The 18827-nt window shown below is 72.4% G+C and carries 17 protein-coding genes; 4 read left to right on the plus strand and 13 right to left on the minus strand.

Annotated features, from left to right (window positions below):
• Positions 1–161: 161 nt before the first annotated feature.
• The 5 genes from AB0M39_RS08420 to mtnB form a co-directional block, all read right to left on the minus strand.
• Positions 162–1208, minus strand: coding sequence for an inosamine-phosphate amidinotransferase 1 (locus tag AB0M39_RS08420; RefSeq protein ID WP_365361542.1), 1047 nt, complete (start codon positions 1206–1208; stop codon positions 162–164).
• Between the two features lie 114 nt (positions 1209–1322).
• The gene (locus AB0M39_RS08425; protein ID WP_365361544.1) at positions 1323–2210 is read right to left on the minus strand and encodes an S-methyl-5'-thioadenosine phosphorylase; all 888 of its coding nucleotides are present in this window, start codon (positions 2208–2210) and stop codon (positions 1323–1325) included.
• A gap of 210 nt (positions 2211–2420) precedes the next feature.
• Positions 2421–3098: an acireductone synthase gene (gene mtnC, locus AB0M39_RS08430; protein WP_365361546.1), complete on the minus strand. Its 678-nt coding sequence runs from the start codon at positions 3096–3098 to the stop codon at positions 2421–2423.
• Positions 3095–3673, minus strand: a complete 579-nt coding sequence (locus AB0M39_RS08435) for a cupin (RefSeq protein WP_365361548.1) — start codon at positions 3671–3673, stop codon at positions 3095–3097. Before AB0M39_RS08435 ends, mtnC begins: the two co-directional genes overlap by 4 nt.
• Positions 3674–3973: 300 nt before the next feature.
• Entirely contained in the window at positions 3974–4633 is a 660-nt protein-coding gene (mtnB, locus tag AB0M39_RS08440) for a methylthioribulose 1-phosphate dehydratase (RefSeq protein ID WP_365361550.1), read from the minus strand.
• A 338-nt stretch (positions 4634–4971) separates the two neighbouring features.
• Here mtnB and AB0M39_RS08445 point away from each other — a divergent pair, with 338 nt between their 5' ends.
• The 3 genes from AB0M39_RS08445 to AB0M39_RS08455 are packed head-to-tail and all read left to right on the plus strand — an operon-like array spanning position 4972 to position 7744.
• Positions 4972–5595, plus strand: a complete 624-nt coding sequence (locus AB0M39_RS08445; protein WP_365361552.1) for a LysE/ArgO family amino acid transporter — start codon at positions 4972–4974, stop codon at positions 5593–5595.
• A gap of 27 nt (positions 5596–5622) precedes the next feature.
• Positions 5623–6327 carry a type 1 glutamine amidotransferase gene (locus tag AB0M39_RS08450; RefSeq protein WP_365361554.1) on the plus strand — a complete coding sequence of 235 codons (705 nt, stop codon included), beginning with the start codon at positions 5623–5625 and terminating at the stop codon, positions 6325–6327.
• 43 nt (positions 6328–6370) lie between these two features.
• Positions 6371–7744, plus strand: coding sequence for an aminotransferase class I/II-fold pyridoxal phosphate-dependent enzyme (locus tag AB0M39_RS08455; protein WP_365361557.1), 1374 nt, complete (start codon positions 6371–6373; stop codon positions 7742–7744).
• Positions 7745–8157: 413 nt separating this feature from the next.
• On the opposite strand, the gene AB0M39_RS08460 is transcribed toward AB0M39_RS08455, so the two are convergent.
• The 7 genes from AB0M39_RS08460 to AB0M39_RS08490 all read right to left on the minus strand — a co-directional run bounded on the left by AB0M39_RS08460 (position 8158) and on the right by AB0M39_RS08490 (position 17190).
• Positions 8158–8799, minus strand: coding sequence for an FMN-binding negative transcriptional regulator (locus tag AB0M39_RS08460; RefSeq protein ID WP_365361559.1), 642 nt, complete (start codon positions 8797–8799; stop codon positions 8158–8160).
• A complete protein-coding gene (locus tag AB0M39_RS08465) occupies positions 8793–9533 on the minus strand; it encodes a phenylalanine--tRNA ligase beta subunit-related protein (RefSeq protein WP_365361561.1) in 741 nt (246 codons plus the stop codon). The genes AB0M39_RS08460 and AB0M39_RS08465 overlap by 7 nt, the downstream gene beginning before the upstream one ends.
• A gap of 105 nt (positions 9534–9638) precedes the next feature.
• Entirely contained in the window at positions 9639–10979 is a 1341-nt protein-coding gene (locus AB0M39_RS08470) for a hypothetical protein (RefSeq protein ID WP_365361563.1), read from the minus strand.
• Positions 10976–12517, minus strand: a complete 1542-nt coding sequence (locus tag AB0M39_RS08475) for a GNAT family N-acetyltransferase (protein ID WP_365361565.1) — start codon at positions 12515–12517, stop codon at positions 10976–10978. The genes AB0M39_RS08470 and AB0M39_RS08475 overlap by 4 nt, the downstream gene beginning before the upstream one ends.
• Positions 12518–12588: 71 nt before the next feature.
• Complete coding sequence (locus tag AB0M39_RS08480; RefSeq protein WP_365361567.1) at positions 12589–14775, minus strand: MFS transporter; 2187 nt, start codon at positions 14773–14775, stop codon at positions 12589–12591.
• Positions 14772–16067 (minus strand): ATP-grasp domain-containing protein, encoded by a 1296-nt coding sequence (locus tag AB0M39_RS08485; protein ID WP_365361569.1) that lies wholly within the window; start codon positions 16065–16067, stop codon positions 14772–14774. The genes AB0M39_RS08480 and AB0M39_RS08485 overlap by 4 nt, the downstream gene beginning before the upstream one ends.
• The gene (locus AB0M39_RS08490) at positions 16060–17190 is read right to left on the minus strand and encodes a GNAT family N-acetyltransferase (RefSeq protein ID WP_365361571.1); all 1131 of its coding nucleotides are present in this window, start codon (positions 17188–17190) and stop codon (positions 16060–16062) included. Before AB0M39_RS08490 ends, AB0M39_RS08485 begins: the two co-directional genes overlap by 8 nt.
• 204 nt (positions 17191–17394) lie before the next feature.
• On the opposite strand from AB0M39_RS08490, the gene AB0M39_RS08495 reads away from it, so the two are divergent.
• Positions 17395–17823, plus strand: coding sequence for a gamma-glutamylcyclotransferase family protein (locus tag AB0M39_RS08495; protein WP_365361573.1), 429 nt, complete (start codon positions 17395–17397; stop codon positions 17821–17823).
• Here the strand turns inward: AB0M39_RS08495 and AB0M39_RS08500 are convergent.
• Positions 17816–18823 carry a diiron oxygenase gene (locus tag AB0M39_RS08500; protein WP_365361575.1) on the minus strand — a complete coding sequence of 336 codons (1008 nt, stop codon included), beginning with the start codon at positions 18821–18823 and terminating at the stop codon, positions 17816–17818. The two genes, AB0M39_RS08495 and AB0M39_RS08500, sit on opposite strands and share 8 nt — an antisense overlap.
• Positions 18824–18827 lie beyond the last annotated feature (4 nt).

An 18827-nucleotide genomic window follows, 5' to 3' on the forward strand; every position in this document is an offset into this window, starting at 1 on the left:
GACGAGCAGTCGAGCTGACTGGGGAACAACAAGCGGGCAGGCAACGGTCGGCACACGGAAAGACCGCAAACACCGCGCCCGCCTCCGCCGAACGGAAGCGGGCGCGGCCGAACGTCATCCCGGGTCGAGCCTGGGACGTCGTGGCGTCGGCGTCAACGGGCTCAGGAGGAGTAGTCCTCCAGCGAGCCCCGGCGCCTGACGTCCACCGACACGCAGTGGAAGCCTCCGCTGAGGGTGCGCGCCTGGCGCATCTTGAGCGGCGCGACGGTCACACCGCGCTTCTCGATCTCCTTGATGAGCGGGCCCTGCTGGTCGTTGACGACCGCCAGGTCCGGGTTGATCATGATGAAGTTCATGCCCTGCCAGATGGAGGCGCGCGGGTAGTCCCAGGCGTAGCCCGTGTCGCCCATCTCCGGCGCCCAGATGATGTCCCAGTTCTTGAAGACGGGCGGGATCTGGTCCTCGCGGATGCGCTCCGGGTTCAGCACCACCAGGCCCGGGCGGACGACCATGATCGTGGTGTCGATGTGGGTGCCCTCGTACGCGCCGCGGATGAAGTTGACGCGGTACTCGTCGCCCAGGATCTGCTGGAGCCACTGGCCGCCCAGCTCGTTTCCGCTGCACGAGACCAGGTAGAGGATGTCCTTGCCGACGCGCATCACGTTGGCGGCGTCGAAGACCGGCTCCAGGTTCGCCAGCGGAAGGCCGGTCTCCGGGCGGACGTGGTACGTGTCGTCCAGCAGGCGGGGCTTGGGAGCGGAGATCCACTTGGCGCCGCTCTTGAAGTAGTCGAGCAGGATGTTCTTGTAGGCGAACGGCTCGAAGAAGCGCGAGCGCAGCGCCATCGGGGTCTCGATGATCGTCTGCCCGACGGGCAGGATCACATCGCGCGGACAGTAGTTGTACTCGCCGTCGGTCTGCCAGTCGGGCGTGCCGAAGGGCTTGGCGTGGTCGGTGACGTCGGGCCGGCGCACGGTCACGCCCTCGCCCTGGAGCAGCTCGACGAACGCCTCGAGGTCCTCGTGGGCCTCGGTGACGACCTTCTGGTCGTACGGGCCGGACGGGATCTCGTCCGGGCTCTCGTGGTGCTCGCAGTAGTCCAGGGCGAAGAGGCCGGGGTCAGGCGAGGGCACCCGGGCGTTCTCCGCGACACCGACGATCATCTCTTCCAGCGGGTCCCACTCGTTGTGCGCGTTCACCAGTGACATGGGCGGTACATCCCTCTCGCTCGGACATGCGGAGACAGTGCGGGTGGTGGAGACAGTGCAGGTGGTGGAGAGTGGCGCGGCCGGGCCGGCGTGCGGGCCGACGGGCGAACGGGGTCAGTTGGGGAGCTCGATGGGCAGCGTCAGCCCATCGTGCGCCGTCGTGCAGGCGCAGTCGCGGCTCTTCGGCATCGCGCCGATCACATGGAGCAGCAGCTCGCGGAGCTTCTCGATGTTCCTCCCGAACGCCGCGAATACCTCCGCCTGGCTCACGCCCTGCCCCGCCTCCGCGCCCGCGTCCAGGTCGGTGACCAGGGCGATGGCGGTGTAGCAGAGGGCGAGTTCGCGGGCCAGGACCGCCTCGGGGTGGCCGGTCATATTGACGATCGGCCAGCCCTGGCGGGCGTAGGAGCGGGACTCGGCGCGGGTGGAGAAGCGCGGGCCCTCGATGACGACCATCGCCCCGCCGTCGACGACGCCCGTCACGCCGCTGTCCGCCGCGGTCTTCAGGACGGTCTCGCGGCCCGCCGAGCAGTAGGGGTCGGCGAAGGGGACGTGGACGGCGCCCTGGTCGAAGTACGTCTGGATCCGCCCGTGGGTACGGTCCACCAGCTGGTCGGGGATCAGGATCCGGCCCGGCCCGTAGTCCGGGCGCAGCGAGCCCACGGCGCACGGGGCGAGCACCTGCCGTACGCCCACCGAGCGCAGCGCCCACAGGTTGGCGCGGTAGTTGATGCGGTGCGGCGGGAAGGCGTGGTTCTCGCCGTGCCGAGGCAGGAAGGCGACGGTCCGGCCCGCCACCTCGGCGATCATCAGCGGGCTGGAGGGGTCGCCGTACGGCGTGCTCACCGGCACCTCGCGGGCGCCCTGCACCAGGGAGTAGAAGCCGCTGCCGCCGATGACGCCGATCTCGGCCCGGACGGATTCGGCTGTCTGGCGTGCGGGTTCCGCTGTCTGGTGTTCGGGTTCGGCTGCCTGGCGTGCAGGATCGGTTGCCTGGCTCATACGTGGTTCTCCTGGTGTCGAGCGAGAGCTGGGGAGGTCGGTCGTTCCGCTGCCGTGCCGGGCGTCTGGCGCCGCTGCTCGCGGAACGCGGCCGTCATGACGGCGAAGACGGGCTGACGGGTCCCTGACTGCTGGGTCCCCGACTGCCAGACGGGCTGCTGGGCTGCGGGGTCCCTGGCGGCCGGGCGGCGGGCCGCTTGGGCGAGGACGTCACAGGTCCACCCCGTCGAAGGAGTCCGTCGTGGGGTGGCCCTGGACGGTCGTCGCCGCGCCGTCCGGGCGCTGCACGCCCAGCGTGCGCCAGCCGGCCGCCCGCGCCGCGTCCAGCTCCGGCTCGCTGTCCGAGCAGAACAGGGTCTCGGCGGGCTCGGCCGCCGCCTGCTTCGCGATCGACTCGTACGAGGCGGGATCCGCCTTGGGGCCGGGATCGCGGGTGTCGAAGTGGCCGGAGAAGAAGGGCAGCAGGTCACCGCTGCCGGTGTGCCGGAACCAGTCCTTCTGGGCGAGGACCGAGCCGGAGGAGAAGACGTACAGCGTCGCCCCCTGCTCCGTCCACCGCTTCAGGGCGGGCAGGACGTCGTCGTAGACGTGCGAGACGAGCTCGCCCGAGGCGTAGCCGTCCTGCCAGATCAGCCCTTGCAGGGACTTGAGCGAGGGCTCCTTGACATCGGCGTCGATCCAGCCGCGCAGGGCGTCCGCCAGCGCGTCGGCGGTCGCGTCGGGGTCGCCGACGCGCGCGCGGATCTCGGCGGCGATCTCGGCGACCTCGGGGAGCGGCTTGCGCAGCCAGGTCTCCAGCCGCTGGCGGGAGTACGGGAAGAGGTGGTCCCGTACGTACGACAGCGAGCTGGTCGTGCCCTCGATGTCCAGGACGACGGTACGGATCACCGCTCAGCCTGGATCTGGTCGAGCGTCGGGAACCTGGAGGCGACGGACTCCGGCATGAAGTCGCCGACCCAGCCGTCCTCCTTCTGGAAGAAGCGGACCGCGGTGAACTCGGGGACGCTGCCCATGTCGAACCAGTGCACCGTGCCCGCGGGCACCGACAGCAGGTCGCCGGCCTCGCAGACGACGGCGTGGATGCGGTCGTCGATGTGGAGGTAGAAGCAGCCACGGCCGGCCGGGAAGAAGCGGACCTCGTCCTCGGCGTGGCGGTGCTCCTCCAGGAAGCGGCTGCGGGCGGCGTGCGCCTTCTCGGGCCACTCCGGGTCGTCGGGGGCCGGGCGCATCTGGACGACGTCGATGAAGCGGTAGTCGTTGGAGGCGCTGACCGCGTCGATCTCGGTGCGGTACGCGGCGAGGATCTCCTCTTGGCCGGCGTCCTCGGCGAGGCCGCGGTCGGTGCTCCAGCGCTCGTAGTGAATGCCGGCCTCGCCCAGGAACTTGGCGATCTCGGCCGGGTCCTCGGTGCTCAACAGGGTGCTGTTCGGGTCGTCTACCGGCATGGTGCGCAGCAGCGTCATGGGGTCCGGTCCTCTCGGCAGGTCGGCGGGGCGGCGGGATGGCTGGGCGGTGGGATGGCTGGGCGGTGGGATGGCTGGGCGGTGGGATGGCTGGGCGGCGGGATGGCTGGGCGGTGGGATGGCTGGGCGGTGGTGGGGGGTTCGGCGGGCTTCAGGGGCTACGGCGGGGTGTCGGCAGGCTCAGCGAGTCGGATCAGCTCGGGTCAGGGTCAGCTCCGGTCACGCCAGGCCAGGTCAACTCGGTCAGGTCAGGTCAGGTCAGGTCAGGTCAGGTCAGGCAAGCGTGCGTCCCGCGCCTCCTCAGCCGTGCTGCTGGGTCAGCAGCAGCAACTGGCAGATGCCTTCCAGGCATTCGAGGCGGTTGCGGGCCGCCTCCAGGGTCGGGCCCCAGACGGTCGCGCCGTGGTGGGCGATCAGCAGCACGGGCACAGGCGCGTCGCCCGCCGCGCCGAGGGCGCTGTAGTGGGCCTCCACGTCCGCGCCGATCCGCGGCACGTCGGGCCAGTTGGGGAAGACCGGGACGGTGACGGACGAGGGGTCCGCGAGGCCGAAGCCCTTGATCAGCTCGAAGTCCTCGATGCGCACGGAGCTCTCGCCGCGCCGGGCGGCGAGGGAGGCCACGGCGGTGGCATATGGCGCGTGGGCGTGGATGACCGCCTCGCAGTCGCGGGCCGACCGGTACAGCGCCGTGTGGATGGACGTCTCCGCGGAGGGCCGCGGTCCGCCGGTGCGCAGCGGCTTCGCCGTGGCGAGGTCCACCGGCACGATGTCCTCGTCGGCGAGCTCGCCCTTGGAGCGGCCGCTCGCGGTCACCAGGACCACGCTCGCGTCGTCGGCGGAGCGGACGGAGAGGTTGCCCGAGGTGCCCTCCATCCAGCCGCGGCGGTAGAGCGCGCGCGACATGGTCACCAGGTCCGGCGTCAAGGCCGTCCGGGCCTCCTGATCGATTGTGATTGCCACCGTGGGCCACTCCTCAGGATTCGGCGTGATGAAGGCGGCCGGAACGCTCCTGAACGGTTCGGCCGCCGTCGGTCGCATGCAAGATCCTCGCAGTCGCCACTCAGACATTTACCAGGAATCGGCACACGCCGCACTGGCCAGTTGGTGCCATGGCCGTTATGGCCACCATCGGCCAGGTGGATAGGGGGTGGCGCGGTAGGCCAGGCTTGACACTGTTCGCGAGGGAACTACATGATTCAAGCTGTGGAACTGTCGGCGCAAATGGGGGTCGCGAATCCGTCTATTGCCGGAGCGCACCGACCCGCAAGGGAAAAGCGCTCCACGCATGGAAAGGGATAATGTTGACTGCCGTACCCCTGGTACAGGGATTCGCCGTCGGAGCCGGCCTGATCATTGCGATCGGCGCCCAGAATGCGTTCGTCATCCGTCATGGGCTGATGCGCAAGCACGTCCTGGCGGTGGCCGGCGTCAGCGCCATCTGCGACATCACGCTGATCGCGATCGGCGTGGCCGGTGTGGGCACGGCCATCGCGGCCAGCTCGACCGTCACCGCGATCGCCACCTGGGGCGGTGCCCTGTTCCTGCTCTTCTACGGCGTCAAGGCGTTCCGCTCGGCCGCCCAGGTGAAAAGCATGGACGTGGAGGCAAGTGCTCCGGTCGGCACTCTCCGATCCACCGCAATTGCCGCTCTCGCGCTCAGCCTGCTGAACCCGCACGTATATCTCGACACCGTCGTACTCGTCGGAAGCGTCGGCTCTCATTACATCGGTTTCGAGCGTTTCGCTTTCGGAATCGGAGCCATGATCGCATCGGCGACCTGGTTCTTCAGTCTCGCTTACGGCGCCACTCTGCTGGCTCCGTATTTCAAGAAGCCATTGGCCTGGAAAATCCTGGACATCGCCGTCGGCTGCATGATGTGGGCGGTCGCCGCCGGGCTTCTCGTCTCCTACTTCAATAAATAATCCGCTGCCATTAAGGAGCCGTCCCTCTTGTCTCGGATTCTGATAGTCCAGAACAGCGCCACCGCGTCGGAGGGAGACATCGGCTCGGCGTTAGACGAGGCCGGAGTCGGATACGACGTCGTCTACGCGCTGAAGGACCCCGTGCCCGTCCGGCTGCTCGAGCACGACGCCGTCATCGTCCTGGGAGGCGGGCAGCACGCGGCCGACGACGACCTCCACCCGTATCTGGCCCGGGAGAAGGAGTTGCTGCGCAGCGCGGTGGAGCGCGGGCAGCCCTGTCTGGGGATCTGTCTGGGGGCGCAGGTCCTGGCTCATGCCATGGGCGCCGTCATTCACCGCGGCGCCCGGGTAAATTTCGGATTCCAGCCCGTACGTTTGACCGAAGCGGGCACGCGTGACCCTCTCTTCTCCGGGCTGCCGGAGAAACAGCACATGTTCCAGTGGCACGCCGACTCCTTCGAACTCCCCTCAGGGGCCGAGTCCTTGGCGTACTCGGAATCCGGCGCGGCTCATCAGGCGTTCCGTATCGGCGAACGCGGCTACGGCGTGCAGTATCACGTCGAAGTCGACGACCGGCTGCTTCAGGCGTGGCTGGGCTCGGCCGCGGACGCGCCCCCCGGGGAGGCGGTGGACGCGGCGGTCGTCGCCGCGGCCAGGGACGACGTGCCGCTGCACTACCCCGCCTACCGGCGGAACGTGCGCACGCTGATCGAGAACTTCCTCTCTCTGTAGGGTGCGTGAAGAGCCGGGGGAACCGGGGGGAGACACGGGGAGCATGGCGGGGAATCCAGCCGCGTCGCTGATCGAGGGCCGCAGCGCCCGCGGCATCGCCGAGAGCGTCGAGGCCGCCGTGGCCGCGGACCTGATGCCGGCGGGGACGGTGCTGCCGCCCGTACGGCAGCTCTCCGCCGACTTGGGCGTGAACGCCAACACCGTCGCCTCCGCCTACCGGCTGCTGCGCGAGCGCGGCGTCATAGAGACCGGCGGCAGACGGGGCAGCCGCATACGGCCGAGATCCCTGCCGTCGCGGCGAACACCCGCCGCGCCGCACCACACCTCGACGCCCGCCGCGCCGCCGCCCGCCGCGCCGCCGCCCGCCGGGCCGCGGGACCTGAGGGAGCTGCGGGACCTGTCGACTGGGTGCCCCGACCCGGCGCTGCTGCCCTCCCTGGAGGACGCGGCGGCGCGCGCGGCGGACGGGAGCGGCGGCGAGGATTCCGCAGCGTCGGCGGTGCGGCCCACTATGGCCGCGGACGGGGTGCCGTGCGAGGCGATGGCCGTCGTGTCGGGCACCCTGGACGGCGTGGAGCGGGCGCTCGCCGGGCAGTTGAGGCCCGGGGACCGCGTGGCCGTGGAGGACCCGGGCTGGCCGCAGCTGTTCGACCTGCTGGGCGCGATGGGGCTCGTGGCCGTGCCGCTCCGCGTGGACGCGCAGGGCCCGTCCCCGCAGGACCTGGCGGAGGCGCTCGACGCGGGGGCCCGCGCGGTGGCGGTGACCAGCCGAGCGCAGAACCCCACCGGCGCCTCGATCTCCGAGGCGCGCGCGAAGGAGCTGCGGGCGGTGCTGGCCGAGCACCCCGGGGTCATGCTGCTGGAGGACGACTACGCCGCCGGGCTCGTCGACGATCCGCTGCACACGCTGGCCGGGGCCACCGACCGCTGGATCCACGTCCGTTCGGTGTCCAAGGCGCTCGGCCCCGATCTGCGGCTGGCCGTCCTGGCGGGCGACCCGGGCACGGTCGAGCGCGTCCGGGCACGGCAGCTGGCAACCGGGACGGACGTCAGCCCGCTGCTGCAACGGGCGGTGGCGGAGCTGTACGGGGATCCGGCTGCGAGGGCCGGCGTACGGGAGGCGGCGGCGCGGTACGCCGAGCGCCGGCGGGCACTGGTGGCGGCGCTCGCGGAGCGGGGCGTACGGGCGATGGAGGGGTCCGGGCTGAACGTCTGGGTCCCGGTGGCCGACGAGTCGGCTGCGTTCGGGGCGCTGCTGGTGGGCCGGTGGGTGGTCGCGCCGGGCGCGCGCTTCCGGCTGCGGAGCGGGGCGGCGGTGCGGGTGACGGTGGCGACGGTGGGGGTGGGGGAGGTTGGTGCGTTGGCGGAGGGGGTTGCTCGCGCGGTGTCGTCGTCGTTCGGGAGCCCGGTGGTCTGAAGCGGGGGTCCTCACTCGCCGGACGGGCTCTGTCCTCAAGCGCCGGACGGGCTTGATGTGCGCGCGGCCCCGCTGGAGGTTCGTCCTCAAACGCCGGACGGGCTTGTTCTGTCCTCAATCGCCGGACGGGCTGAATATGCCGCCCCACGCGATGTGCGTCCTCAAACGCCGGACGGGCTGAGTGCGCCGCCCCCGCTCGAGATGCGTCCTCAAACGCCGGACGGGCTGGAATTGCCCGCCGGACAGGCTGGCCGTACCCGCCGGGCGGGCTCTGTCCTCAAACGCCGGACGGGCTGGAATTGCCCGCCGGGCGGGCTGGCCGTAGCCGCCGGACGGGAGGGATGTGCCGCCCCGCTGGGCGACGTACCCTCCCGGCGTCGAGGCCATCGCCCCGACGCCGGAAAGGCAGCAGGTCAGTCCCTGGGCTGGTCGCGTAGGCGGCGGAGTTGTTGGCGGGAGGCCGACGCGTCGTTGAAGGCGTTCCGGGCCGCCAGGCGCTTCGCGATGCGTTCGCGTTGCTCGGGCGGGCGGTGGTCGTCGTACTTGAACTTCGCCGCGACCGACGTCAGGCGGATCCGCACGCCCCGGATCACCGAGAGCTGACGGCCGTAGGGCGGCTCCCCCGCCAGCACGGGAGCGTGGCCGCCCTCGGGCTGGTGGTGGGCGAGTTGGCGGGTCAGCAGCTCCGCCTTCTGGGCCGGGTCGTCGACGATCTCCGCCTCGCCGATCAGCTGCACCGCGCTGTAGTACGTCGTCGGCACGCCGCTCTCCGTCGGCTCGCCGTCCTTGGCGCGCCAGCCGGAGGGGACGTATGTGTAGTCGTCGGCGACGCTGATCAGCACCGTGGAGGACGCCTCCAGCGCCTTCCAGACGGGGTTGGCCCGGGCGAAGTGCAGCAGGACCGTGTCGCCTTCGAGAAGGAAGTGGCTGGGCAGGACGACCGGCGGGCTGCCCGGCGCGCCGCTGACGCTGAAGTGCCCGAAGTCCCGCCCCTCCGCCAGCCATTGGCGCCACTCGCCGTCGTCGAACGCGGCGTCCCAGGGGTGGATCAGCATGCGACCGGCTCGCTCGACGTGCTCGTCACCAGTCGCACCGCCGTCCGCACCTCGGGGCTGGCCTCGCGGAACCCGGCGACCAGGGCCGCGCCCGCGCGCTCCAGCGCCGCGTCGTCCATCGCGCCGAGGCCGTCCAGGATGAACAGCGCGCGGGTGGTCTTCTCGGTGAGCTGCGTACGGGTGCACTGGCGCCAGTTCCAGCGGCGGCAGGTGACGCCCAGGTCGTCGCGCCAGACCACTTCGCCGGCGTCCGGCGACTCCACGACCGCCTCGCCCTTCGCGGTGGTGTCGAAGGTCTCCTCGCCGGTGGCGCGGACCAGCCGGGCGGGGCCCTGGTAGTGGTCGAGGTCCTCGCCGCCCAGCGGGACGACGTGGGCGATGGAGACCGCGTTGTAGATGTCGGTGAGCCGGTTGATGCGGGGCAGCCCGTCGCCGAGCCTGCGCAGCAGGGCGTCCGCGCTGGGGCGGGTGCGCTGGGGCTTCATCCCGGCGGCCTTGAACGCCTCCCGCCAGGCCGCGATATGCGGGTGATCCTCGAGCGGGGTGTCCGCGAAGCGCTCCCGGGCCACGCGCTCGGCGTCGGCCAGCAGCCGCTCGCTGATCTCGTCGCTGGGGCCGGGGCGCAGCCCCTCGGCGACGACGAGCAGCGCGCGGTAGTCGGGCCGCAGCTCGTTGATCTCGGGGGCGATCGTCGCTTGAGCGAGCCAGGCTTCGGGGCTGAGAGCGGGAGACACGTCACTCCTGGTGATGGTGGGGCAGCTGCTCAGTCACTGTATCGAACGGTCCTGAACGGCCCGGGGGCCGATCAGGGGTGTACGGGACTGGCCGCAGCGGGGTGATCAGTAGGTGAAGACGCCTGTGGTGCGGGTGCGTTGGTTGGTTCCGTAGTTCACGATCGCGCCCGAGTCGGCCGGCGAAGCCCGTACGTCCGTGCCCGCGTATCCGGCCGGCGTGACGAACAGGCCCCAGGCGGCGATCCAGTCCTGGACCTCGGCCGTCCGCGGGTCCACGACCTGCTCGGCGCGGGGCGTGACCCGCTCCTGCACGATGTAGTGGTCCTTCAGGCCCTCGCGCAGGGCGTTCTCCCACTGGCGCGGGCTCAGCTCCCAGCCGGGCTGGATGCCGGCGCCGCCGAAGTCGCGCAGCGGCTTGGCGATGAGCCGGGTGCGGTTCTCCACGCAGTGGTCGATCAGGTCGACGGTCCGGCCGCCGGCCTGGGCGGGGCCGTCGGCGAGCAGCCGGGTCCAGGGCAGCAGCCGGTCGACGGCCTGCCGTTCCGCTTCGGTGAGGACGGCTCGGTGCTCGGGGTCGGAGAGCAGGGACAGGGCGCCCTTGTTGGAGTAGAGGGAGCTGTCCATGGGCGTCCACAGGACCGCCCGGCCCTCCTCGTGCGCCCGGAAGACCAGCTCTGCCTGGCGGGCGGCCCGGGGGTCCGCGCAGACGTCGTCGACCGTGAAGAACCGGAAGACGGCGTCGACGGGCCGGCCCGCCGCCGTCAGTCCGGCCGGGGTCTCGGCGATGTCGTCGAGCTCGGCGAGGGTGATCGGCAGGCCGAGCCGGTGCAGCATCTCCTGGAACGCCAGCAGCAGATGGCCGAAGCGGGCGAGCCCGCCGGGTGCGCAGATCAGCGCGACGGCGGGGGTGCGCTCCCCGGCGACGGGCCGGCAGGCGGTGTGCAGCGCGCGGACGATCTCCTCGCCGGTGTGGACGTAGTCGAGGCCGTGGCGGCGCGCGAACGCGCCGAACGGCTCGGTGTCCAGCAGGGAGCGCTGCATCTCGGCCCGGTCCGTGCCGCCCAGGTCGCTCGCGACGTTGAACTCCAGCAGCTTGAAGTCCTCTCCGTCGTGGTAGAGGTCGGCCCGGCCGTAGCGGACGGGCTCGGCGGCGGCGAACCGGCGCAGCACCGCGGCCTTGTCGGGTTCGATGCCGAGCCGCGCGCAGTAGTGCTCCAGGTCTCCGCCGTAGGCGCGGAAGGGCAGCGAGCCGAGGGCGCCGAAGACGGTCTCGACGTCGTGCGCGGCTGCGGCGAGCTCCGCCCGCGGCACGAACAGGGGCCGGGCCAGCATCCGCGGGCCCCAGCACTCCTGGAAGGCGCGCGGGAACCGGGTGCGGGCGACCACGTCCCGCAGGGCGCTGCCCTTGGACCGGCACTCCTGAAGGTAGGCGTCGGTGACGTTCATCGGGTCGCCGTCCCCTCGGCCGCCAGCCGCCAGAAGGGCGCCGTGGCGACGAACGGCCGTGCCAGGTACGGGACGTGCGGGAAGGGCATGTCTGATTCCTCGTCGTCGCTGCTGATGACCACGCGCACGCCGAGCGAGCGCAGCCGGCCGGCGAGCCGGTCGGCCTGCCGCCGTGCGGGCTCCGGCGGCCGGATGAGGCATACGGCCGCCGCCGATCCGAGGATGTCGCCGGCGCCGCCGTGCAGCGCCGAGTCGAGGGCCGCGTCGAGGCAGACGCCCTCGGCCCAGCGGTGTGCGCGACGGTGGAGGGCCGCCGCGGCCTCGGCGGCGCTGTGGGCGTCGAGCCCGCCGCCCACGACCGCCACCGGGGCGGGCCGGCCCTGGGTCAGGGCCTGTCCGGCGAGCGGGGAGAGCGGCAGGTCCAGGGTGCGGCGCAGCGCGTCGGGGACCGCGCTCAGCCCGGACGTCAGCTCGTCCGCCGTGTCCTGGCCCAGGGTCGCGGCGATCAGCTGTGCCAGCACGGTCAGTTCGGCGGCGCGGGTGACGGCCCGCGCGCCCTGGCCGGGGTGGCTGCTCCCGCCCGGCCCTCCCCCGCTCCGGCCGCCGCGGCCGCCCTGCCCGCCCTCGACGACGTACGCGGCAGAGTCCAGGAGCCGTCCCGGCAGCTCCCCCGCGTCGCCGGGGCTGACCAGCACCAGCTGGTCGTCGGCGTGCAGCGGCTCTCCCGCGTGCAGGGAGTCCGCGTGCAGGGAGTCCGCGTGCAGGGAGTGCGCGGGCAGCACGGCGGGCCGGATCCGGCCGCCGCTGAGCAGCCGCGCCCAGGCCGCGGCGGTGCGGCAGGAGTGCAGCGAGAGCCCGGCGCCCGCCAGGACGATCGGGCGGGACGCGTCCAGGGCGGGCGCCTCGTCGTGCTTGAGCAGCTCGGTGACCGCGTCCGCCTGGGCGTGCACGGCGCGGGCGAGTCCGTTGTCGGCCCCGCCCGCGGCGCCCGCGTCCCCCGCCGCCAGGCCCGCGTAACGGGCTCGGTTGGCGGGGAAGCTCCGCTGGTAGAGCGCGAGGTCGACCAGGGTCCCGCGCTTGTACCCGATGTCGCTCAGCACGCCCGTGTAGGTGTATCCGGCGTTGCCGAACAGCCGTCTGGAGCGGGTGTTGTCCGAGGTGATGACGGCCAGGACCCCGGTGAGCCCGGCCTCCTCGGCGTGCCGGGTCAGCCAGCGGCTCAGCGCGGTGCCCACGCCGACGCCCTGGGACCGGGGATCCACGTACACGGAGATCTCGGCGCTGGCCCGGTAGCCGCCGCGGGCGGCGAACTGGCTGAGGGAGCCGTAGCCGACGACCTTGCCGTCGGCCTCGGCCGCGACCGCCGGATACCGCTCGTCGTGGCCGTCCAGCCAGTGCCGCATCTGGGCGGGCGTCTTCTCCTGGGTGTCGAGCGTGGCGGTGGACCAGCGCACGGCGTGGTTGTAGATCTCCAGCACTGCGGCGAGATCCGCGGTCACCAGCCGGCGGATCACCAGGTGCTGTCTGCTCTCAGTCATCGCACAATCCGCAGTGGGGTCTGGGGCATGGGGGCGGGGCAGGGCGTGGGGCGGGCCCTGGTCGCAGGGGTCTAGTCCTTGTCGGAGCGGCGGTAGACGCCGACGCCCTCGGTGGTCGGGTAGACGGCCTGGACGTCGTAGTACTCGTCCAGGTGGCGGTGGAAGCCGGCGTACTGCGCCTCGTTGTTCGCGATCCGGCCGGCGAAGTAGCGGTTGTCCGTGAGGTTGTGGAGGAGCATGTTGTGCGCCAGCAGGACGCCGCCGGGGCGGATCGCGCGGCTGGTGGTCTGCATGATCGGCTCGTAGATCGCCTTGTCCCGCAGCAGCGGGTCCTCGGCGTCCTTGGGGCCCTCGGCGTCCAGGACGCAGAAGTCGACGCGGTCCAGGGTGCGGCCGAAGGCGATGGCGTCCTCGGTGACGTAGTCGACGCCCTTGTTGAGGCCGAGGGCCTCCAGGTTGTCCTTGGCGCGGCGCATCGTGTCGGTGTTGACGTCGATGAGCGTGGCGGCGCCGCCGGCGGCGATGATGCCGGGCATCGCCCAGACCGCCCAGTAGCCGTAGTAGGAGCCGGGGAAGACGGTGGTGCGGGGCTCCAGGATGTGGGCGAGGGCGAAGAGCAGCCGCGCCTCCTCCGGGAAGATGTACGTCTTGTGCGGTCCGTGCTGGAACGTGGCGGCGACGGCGCCGCACAGCGTCTCGAACTCGTCGGCGGGGTAGGCCGTCGAGCCGATCACCCCGGCGTCGCTGAGCTCCTCCAGGATGCGCTCGGCGTACGCCCACTCGTTGACCGGCAGCCGGGTGGAGAGGTTGAACTGGTCCTCGTTCAGGCCGGTCTCGGACAGCGGCGCGGCGCCCGAGCCGACCCAGGCACAGTAGTCGGCGCGGCTGAGCTCGCCGCGCCGGAAGGCGCGGTACTGCGGGTACCGCGAGAGCGCCTCGTCGATGAGTACGTGGGCCGGTCCGCCGAGGGAGACGTCCGTAGCGGTGAGGGTCACCTTGTGGTCCTTTCCTTGGGATCCTGCTGGATGGGCGAGCGTGCCGACGGGGGGGCTCTCCTCGGGCGCCGCGGGCGCGCGGCCGCGGCGGCCGATCACGGTGACGGCGACCGCGCAGGCGGCGAGCGCCCACCACAGTCCGGTCGCCGAGTGGTCGAGGAAGAGGGTCACCGTCAGCGGGGTCACGGCGTTGGCGAGGCCGATGAAGATCTGGTTGAAGGCGAGGAAGGAGCCGCGCCGGTGCTCCGGCGCGAGGGAGGTGAGCAGGAGGAGCAGCGAGTGCGAGGACATCAGCTCGCCGAGCGTGTAGACGGCCATGCCGACGACCAGCAGCCCGATCTGCGCGCCCGCGCCGAAGCCGCCCGCGACGCCGAGTGCGGCGAGCAGCGCGATGTGCAGCACGGCCCCGAGCGCCACGAGCCTTCTGGGCCGGTAGGGCTCGAGCCGGTAGGCGACGGGCACCTGGCACAGGGCGAGCAGCACGGTGTTCATCGCGAAGAGCACGCCGATCAGCCAGGGGCCGGTCTGCAGATGCCTCATCACGTACACCGGCATGGCGGACTCCACCGCGACGGCGATCGTCCACAGGCCCGCTCCGGCGGCGACCGCGGCGAGGAACCCGCGGTTCCGCCAGGGCTTGTCCGCGGCCAGGTCGCGCTCCGCGCGCTCGGGCGCGGCGGCTCTCCTCTCGCCCGCGAGCGGCAGATAGAGCAGGGCCGCGAGAGCGATGCAGAGGGCGTTGGCCGCGCCGACCAGGGCGAGGTCGTCCCCGTCGCCGGAGGCGGCGAACCCGGCGAGCATCGCGCCGCAGCCGAAGCCCGCGTTGAACATGGAGCGGGACAGGGCGAGCCAGCGCCCCTGCTGTCCCTCGCCGGCGAGCGTGCCCGCCAGCACGGGCGAGGCGGTCTGCTCGGTGCGCAGGCTCAGCGCGACGACCACGCTCAGCGCGACGAACTCCCAGAAGCCGCCCGCGACGAGGTACAGCCCGAACGCCCCGGCCCGCGCCGACGCCGCGCCGAACAGCACCCACTTGGGGCCGAACCGGTCGACGAGCCTGCCGATCAGCGGCAGCGCGGGCAGCGCGATCAGGGCGGCGACGGTCAGGCCCGCGCCGATGCGGGAGAGCGAGAAGCCGAGCTCGGCCTGGAAGAAGAGGAGCGAGAAGGGGTAGTAGGCGCCCGTGCCGACGGCGTTGACGAAGCACGCGGCGCCGAACCACCGCACGCCCTTCCCCCGGGGCAGCGAGGCGCCGAGCCCCTTCACCGGGGAGCGCCGGCCGGCTCGTCCGCGCGGGCCGCCGACGCGCGGACCCGGGCCGTGAGCTGGAGCAGCGCCGTGTCGGCCCAGCGGGCGGCCTCGGCCGGGGTGTCGGCGCGTACGACGAGATGGCCGAGGACGTCGGCGTTGCTCTGGGCGCGCTGGACGCGGTCGCCGGGCCGGGCGTAGACGTCCAGGTCGCAGACTCCGGGCAGCCGGTGGACGAGTTCGGCGCCGTCGACGGCGACGAGCTCGCCGCCGTCGGCGGCCGTCAGATAGCGGGAGGCGGCGGCAGCCTGCGCGGTGGCCGTCAGCTCGGGCGCCAGCCCGGCGTGCATCCGGACGACCTCGCGCTGGAGGTCGATCCCGGTGGCCTCCTTGATGTTCCGGCCGACCTGGGCGCCGCCCATGCGGGCGTTGACCTCGATCAGCTTGGGTCCCTCGGCGGTCGTCTTGATCTCGACGTGGGCGGCGCCGAAGTCGTGTCCGATGGCGTCGAGCGCGGCCAGCGCGACCTCGGTCGCCTGTTCCTGCACGGCGGGCGGGAGTTGGGAGGGGAAGGTCTCGCCGGTCTCGACGAAGGCCGGGTGCGGGCCGAGGGTCTTGTCGGTGAGGCCGAGGACCCGGCGGCCGGCCGCGGTGGCGACGACCTCCACGCTGACCTCGTAGCCGGTCAGATACTCCTCGATCAGGACGCCCGCGGGCCGCGGCAGGCCGCGCAGATCGGTGGGGGCCGCGCTCAGCACGTCGTAGTGCGCGGCGACCTCCTCTTCCGTACGGCACAGGCGCACCCCGATGCTGGCCGCCTCCGTCATCGGCTTGACCACGCACGGGAAGCCGACCTCGCGGGCGAAGGCGAGGGCCTCCTCGCGGGTCACCGCCTGGGAGAAGCGCGGCGCGGGGACGCCGGCGCGGGCGCAGATCTCGCGGGTGCGGAGCTTGTTGCGGGCGGCGTGGGCGGCCTCGGGCGCGAGGCCGGGCAGCCCGAAGGCGTGGGCGACCTCGGCGACGACGGCGACGTAGTAGTCGATGACCGCCAGCACGCCGCAGAGCTCGCCCCGGTCCTGGTACTCCTGGAGGGCCTTGCGGACCGCCTCGCTGTCGCGGGTGTCGGCGTGGACGATCTCGTGGACGGCGCCGTCGATCACGGCGCGGGAGGCGTCGCAGACCGCGTACCGGCTGAGGTCGTCGGTGACCAGGACCGGACGGAAGCCGAGTTCCCTGGCGAGGACGAGCGGCTTCAGCCCGTACGATCCGCGCCCTGTCTCCACGATGGCGAGCGTGGTCCGGTCAGTCATGGGGAGTCTCCTCCGGCTGCAGGCGCAGCACGTACGCGAATTGGTCTTCGGCCGCGCAGCCGCGGGAGAGCTTGGCCTCCTCGCTGCCCAGGCCGTAGTGGATGGCGGTGACGCCGTGCTCGGCGGCCTTGTCCACGGGGAAGTAGTAGAGAGTCTCGAAGTAGAGGGCGAGGCGCTGCTGGTAGGCGTAGTCGAAGCCGGCCTGCCGGGCGTACCAGTGGTCGCGGAAGCGCAGCAGAGTGCCGAAGCCGCGGATCTCGCCGTCGCCGACCGCGAGCGTCACCAGGGCGTCGTCGCCGAAGTTGGCGGCCGTCTCGCGCAGGACCTCCTCGGTCTGCGCGGCCTTCCAGGCGATGCCGTACTTGGCCATCAGCTGCTCCTCGAGCAGGCCGAGGCGCGGGATCAGCTCGGGGCGCAGCGGCTCCAGCCGCATCTCGACGCCGGCCTCGGCGATCTTGCGGCGCTCGGTGCGGACTCTGCGGCGGCGCTTGGCGGAGAGCCGCAGGAGGTAGCCCTCGAAGCCCTCGGGCGTCAGCGGCAGCGAGCTGTAGCGGCCGGAGAGGTGCGAGCGGTAGCCGCGCGCGGCGAGGATCTCGCGCAGCAGCTCGTCGCCGCCCTCGACGAAGGGGAAGGCGACGGAGGCCGCGCCGTGCTCGGCGGCGATCTCCTCGGCGCGGGCGACCAGCCGCTCGGCGGCGGCGCGGCCTGCGGCGGGCGCGCGCAGCACACGGCTGCGGCCCATGTGCCTGCCGCCGCACACCAGGCTCGGGAGCAGGGCCTGGGCGGGCGTCCCGGGCAGCGCGGCGAGCAGCTCGGCCGCGCCGTCGCGCTCGGCCTCCGCGCTGAACTGGAGCAGGGTGTCGGGGCGGCCGAGGACCCACGGGGACTCCTCGGTGGCGAGCGCGGTCGCCAGGGCGGCGTCGGGCCCCCCGGCCCGCGCCGCCCGCTCCCCGTCCGGCTCGCACAGCGCGAGATAGCGCATCGGGGCGCCGGCGGTCTGCTGGGCGACCCGCAGCCAGTCGCCCCCGAGGAAGAGGTCCTCGGAGCGCAGCAGGTCTTCCCAGCCGAGCGCGAGCACGTCGTCCACTCGGGTCGTCTCGCGCAGGACGTGCTCCACAGTCATGAAGAGGATCTTTCTGTCCGCGGCCCGGCCCGGTCCACCGCTCCGGCTGGCCGTCTGCTGCCGCGTCCGCACGCGGCCAGCCCTCTCGCCGTCGCCGTGCGGGGGACGGCTGGTGAACTTGCCGGTGAGCACAGGGCGTACGAGAGGCGTCCGACGCGGCGCCGCGAACGGCGGGCGCACGGACCGAGGAGGAGAGCCACGCATATGGCCGCGCATCGTCTGACGGGTCGACAGGACACCTTGTTCGTCTATGGATCCCTGACCTTCCCCGAGGTCCTCGACGCGGTGCTGGGCCGGGTGCCGGAGCACCGTGCGGCCTCCGCGGCGGGCTGGCGGAACGCGCCGCTGCGCGAGAGGCCCTTCCCGGGGCTGGTGCCCGGCGACGGCGTCGTCGCCGGTCTGGTGCTCAGCGGCCTGTCCGAGCGGGAGTGGCGCGTCGCCGACGACTTCGAGGGTCCGTTCTACGATCTGCTGCCCCTCGCGCTCGTGTCCGGCGGGTCCGCCTCGGCGTATGTGTGCGCCGCGGACGATCTGGTGCTGCCCGGCGACTGGGACCGCGAGCGCTTCGCCGCCCAGGAGCTGGAGGGCTATCTGGCGCGGTGCGCCGCGTTCCGCGCCGGGGCGTTCAGATGAGGCCGTGGTCCTGGAACTCGGCGGCCACCTCGGGGAGGTCGAGCGCGCCCAGCGCGGTGAACATCCGGATGGTCTGCGTGGCCGAGGAGCGGGCCGACTCCCGGATCAGCGACTCGGGCAGCACCTCGGCGACCACCTGACGGGCGGCGTCCTCGGTGAAGCCGTAGCCCTTCAGCTCGGCGCGCAGGGCGTCGGTGTCGGGCCGCAGGAAGGCGTGGATCAGCTGCGGGACCATCAGCGCGGCGATGCGCCGCTCGGCGGGGCCGAGCTGGCCCCAGAGGTACTTGAGGAAGATCGCGAAGTAGGTGTGGTGCCGGCCCTCGTCCAGCGCGTGGTCCCGCAGCACCTCGCGGACCGCGGGGACGACGTCGCCGTCCTGCGGCAGCTCCATCAGGCTGCCCGATATCAGGGTCTCGGAGACGATGACGAAGACGAGCTCCATCAGATCGCGTCGCCCGGGGCCCGCCGCCTCCTGGAGTTCTTGCAGCCTGCGCAGGAAGTACGGCAGTTCGGGCAGCCGCGGCTGGATGCCGGTGCGCCTGCGGACCTGGCGCAGCAGGTCCATGGAGAACAGGGCGTGGTAGGCCTCGTCGCAGTACACCTTGTACGCGTCGAACCGCATGTCCTCGGGGACGGCCACGCCGATCGTGCCCTGGGCGATGCCCAGGGCGGTCCTGTTCACCACGAGGTGCTCGAGCTTCATGGTGAAGTCGAGGTAGCGGTAGAGGTGTTGGATCAGCACCTCGTCGTAGAGGTCGGGCCGCAGGTCCTGGATGTACTTGTGCCGGGCCAGCGGGACCAGCTCGGGCGAGAAGTACGGCTGCGCCGCGTCGCCCTCGCGCAGCTGCCGGCGCTCGGTGGCGCGGACGCTGGCCCGCGCGTCCCAGGACCTGAACGGGCTGTTGTAGCCGGGGTCCTGAGGCGCTTCGCGGGCGTCGGCAGGGGGCTTCTCGGGCCCCTCGGGATCCTGCGACGGGGGTGAGGCCGAGTCGAGGATCATCTTC

The sequence above is a fragment of the Streptomyces sp. NPDC051907 genome (genome assembly GCF_040681075.1).
Taxonomy (GTDB): Bacteria; Actinomycetota; Actinomycetes; order Streptomycetales; family Streptomycetaceae; genus Streptomyces.

Bases quoted from the DNA above. Each gene is read 5' to 3' on its own strand.
- AB0M39_RS08420 (WP_365361542.1), bottom strand. From the start codon at position 1,208: ATGTCACTGGTGAACGCGCACAACGAGTGGGACCCGCTGGAAGAGATG.
- AB0M39_RS08425 (WP_365361544.1), bottom strand. From the start codon at position 2,210: ATGAGCCAGGCAACCGATCCTGCACGCCAGGCAGCCGAACCCGAACAC.
- AB0M39_RS08435 (WP_365361548.1), bottom strand. From the start codon at position 3,673: ATGACGCTGCTGCGCACCATGCCGGTAGACGACCCGAACAGCACCCTG.
- AB0M39_RS08445 (WP_365361552.1), top strand. From the start codon at position 4,972: ATGTTGACTGCCGTACCCCTGGTACAGGGATTCGCCGTCGGAGCCGGC.
- AB0M39_RS08455 (WP_365361557.1), top strand. From the start codon at position 6,371: ATGGCGGGGAATCCAGCCGCGTCGCTGATCGAGGGCCGCAGCGCCCGC.
- AB0M39_RS08460 (WP_365361559.1), bottom strand. From the start codon at position 8,799: ATGCTGATCCACCCCTGGGACGCCGCGTTCGACGACGGCGAGTGGCGC.
- AB0M39_RS08470 (WP_365361563.1), bottom strand. From the start codon at position 10,979: ATGAACGTCACCGACGCCTACCTTCAGGAGTGCCGGTCCAAGGGCAGC.
- AB0M39_RS08475 (WP_365361565.1), bottom strand. From the start codon at position 12,517: ATGACTGAGAGCAGACAGCACCTGGTGATCCGCCGGCTGGTGACCGCG.
- AB0M39_RS08485 (WP_365361569.1), bottom strand. From the start codon at position 16,067: ATGACTGACCGGACCACGCTCGCCATCGTGGAGACAGGGCGCGGATCG.
- AB0M39_RS08490 (WP_365361571.1), bottom strand. From the start codon at position 17,190: ATGACTGTGGAGCACGTCCTGCGCGAGACGACCCGAGTGGACGACGTG.
- AB0M39_RS08495 (WP_365361573.1), top strand. From the start codon at position 17,395: ATGGCCGCGCATCGTCTGACGGGTCGACAGGACACCTTGTTCGTCTAT.
- AB0M39_RS08500 (WP_365361575.1), bottom strand. From the start codon at position 18,823: ATGATCCTCGACTCGGCCTCACCCCCGTCGCAGGATCCCGAGGGGCCC.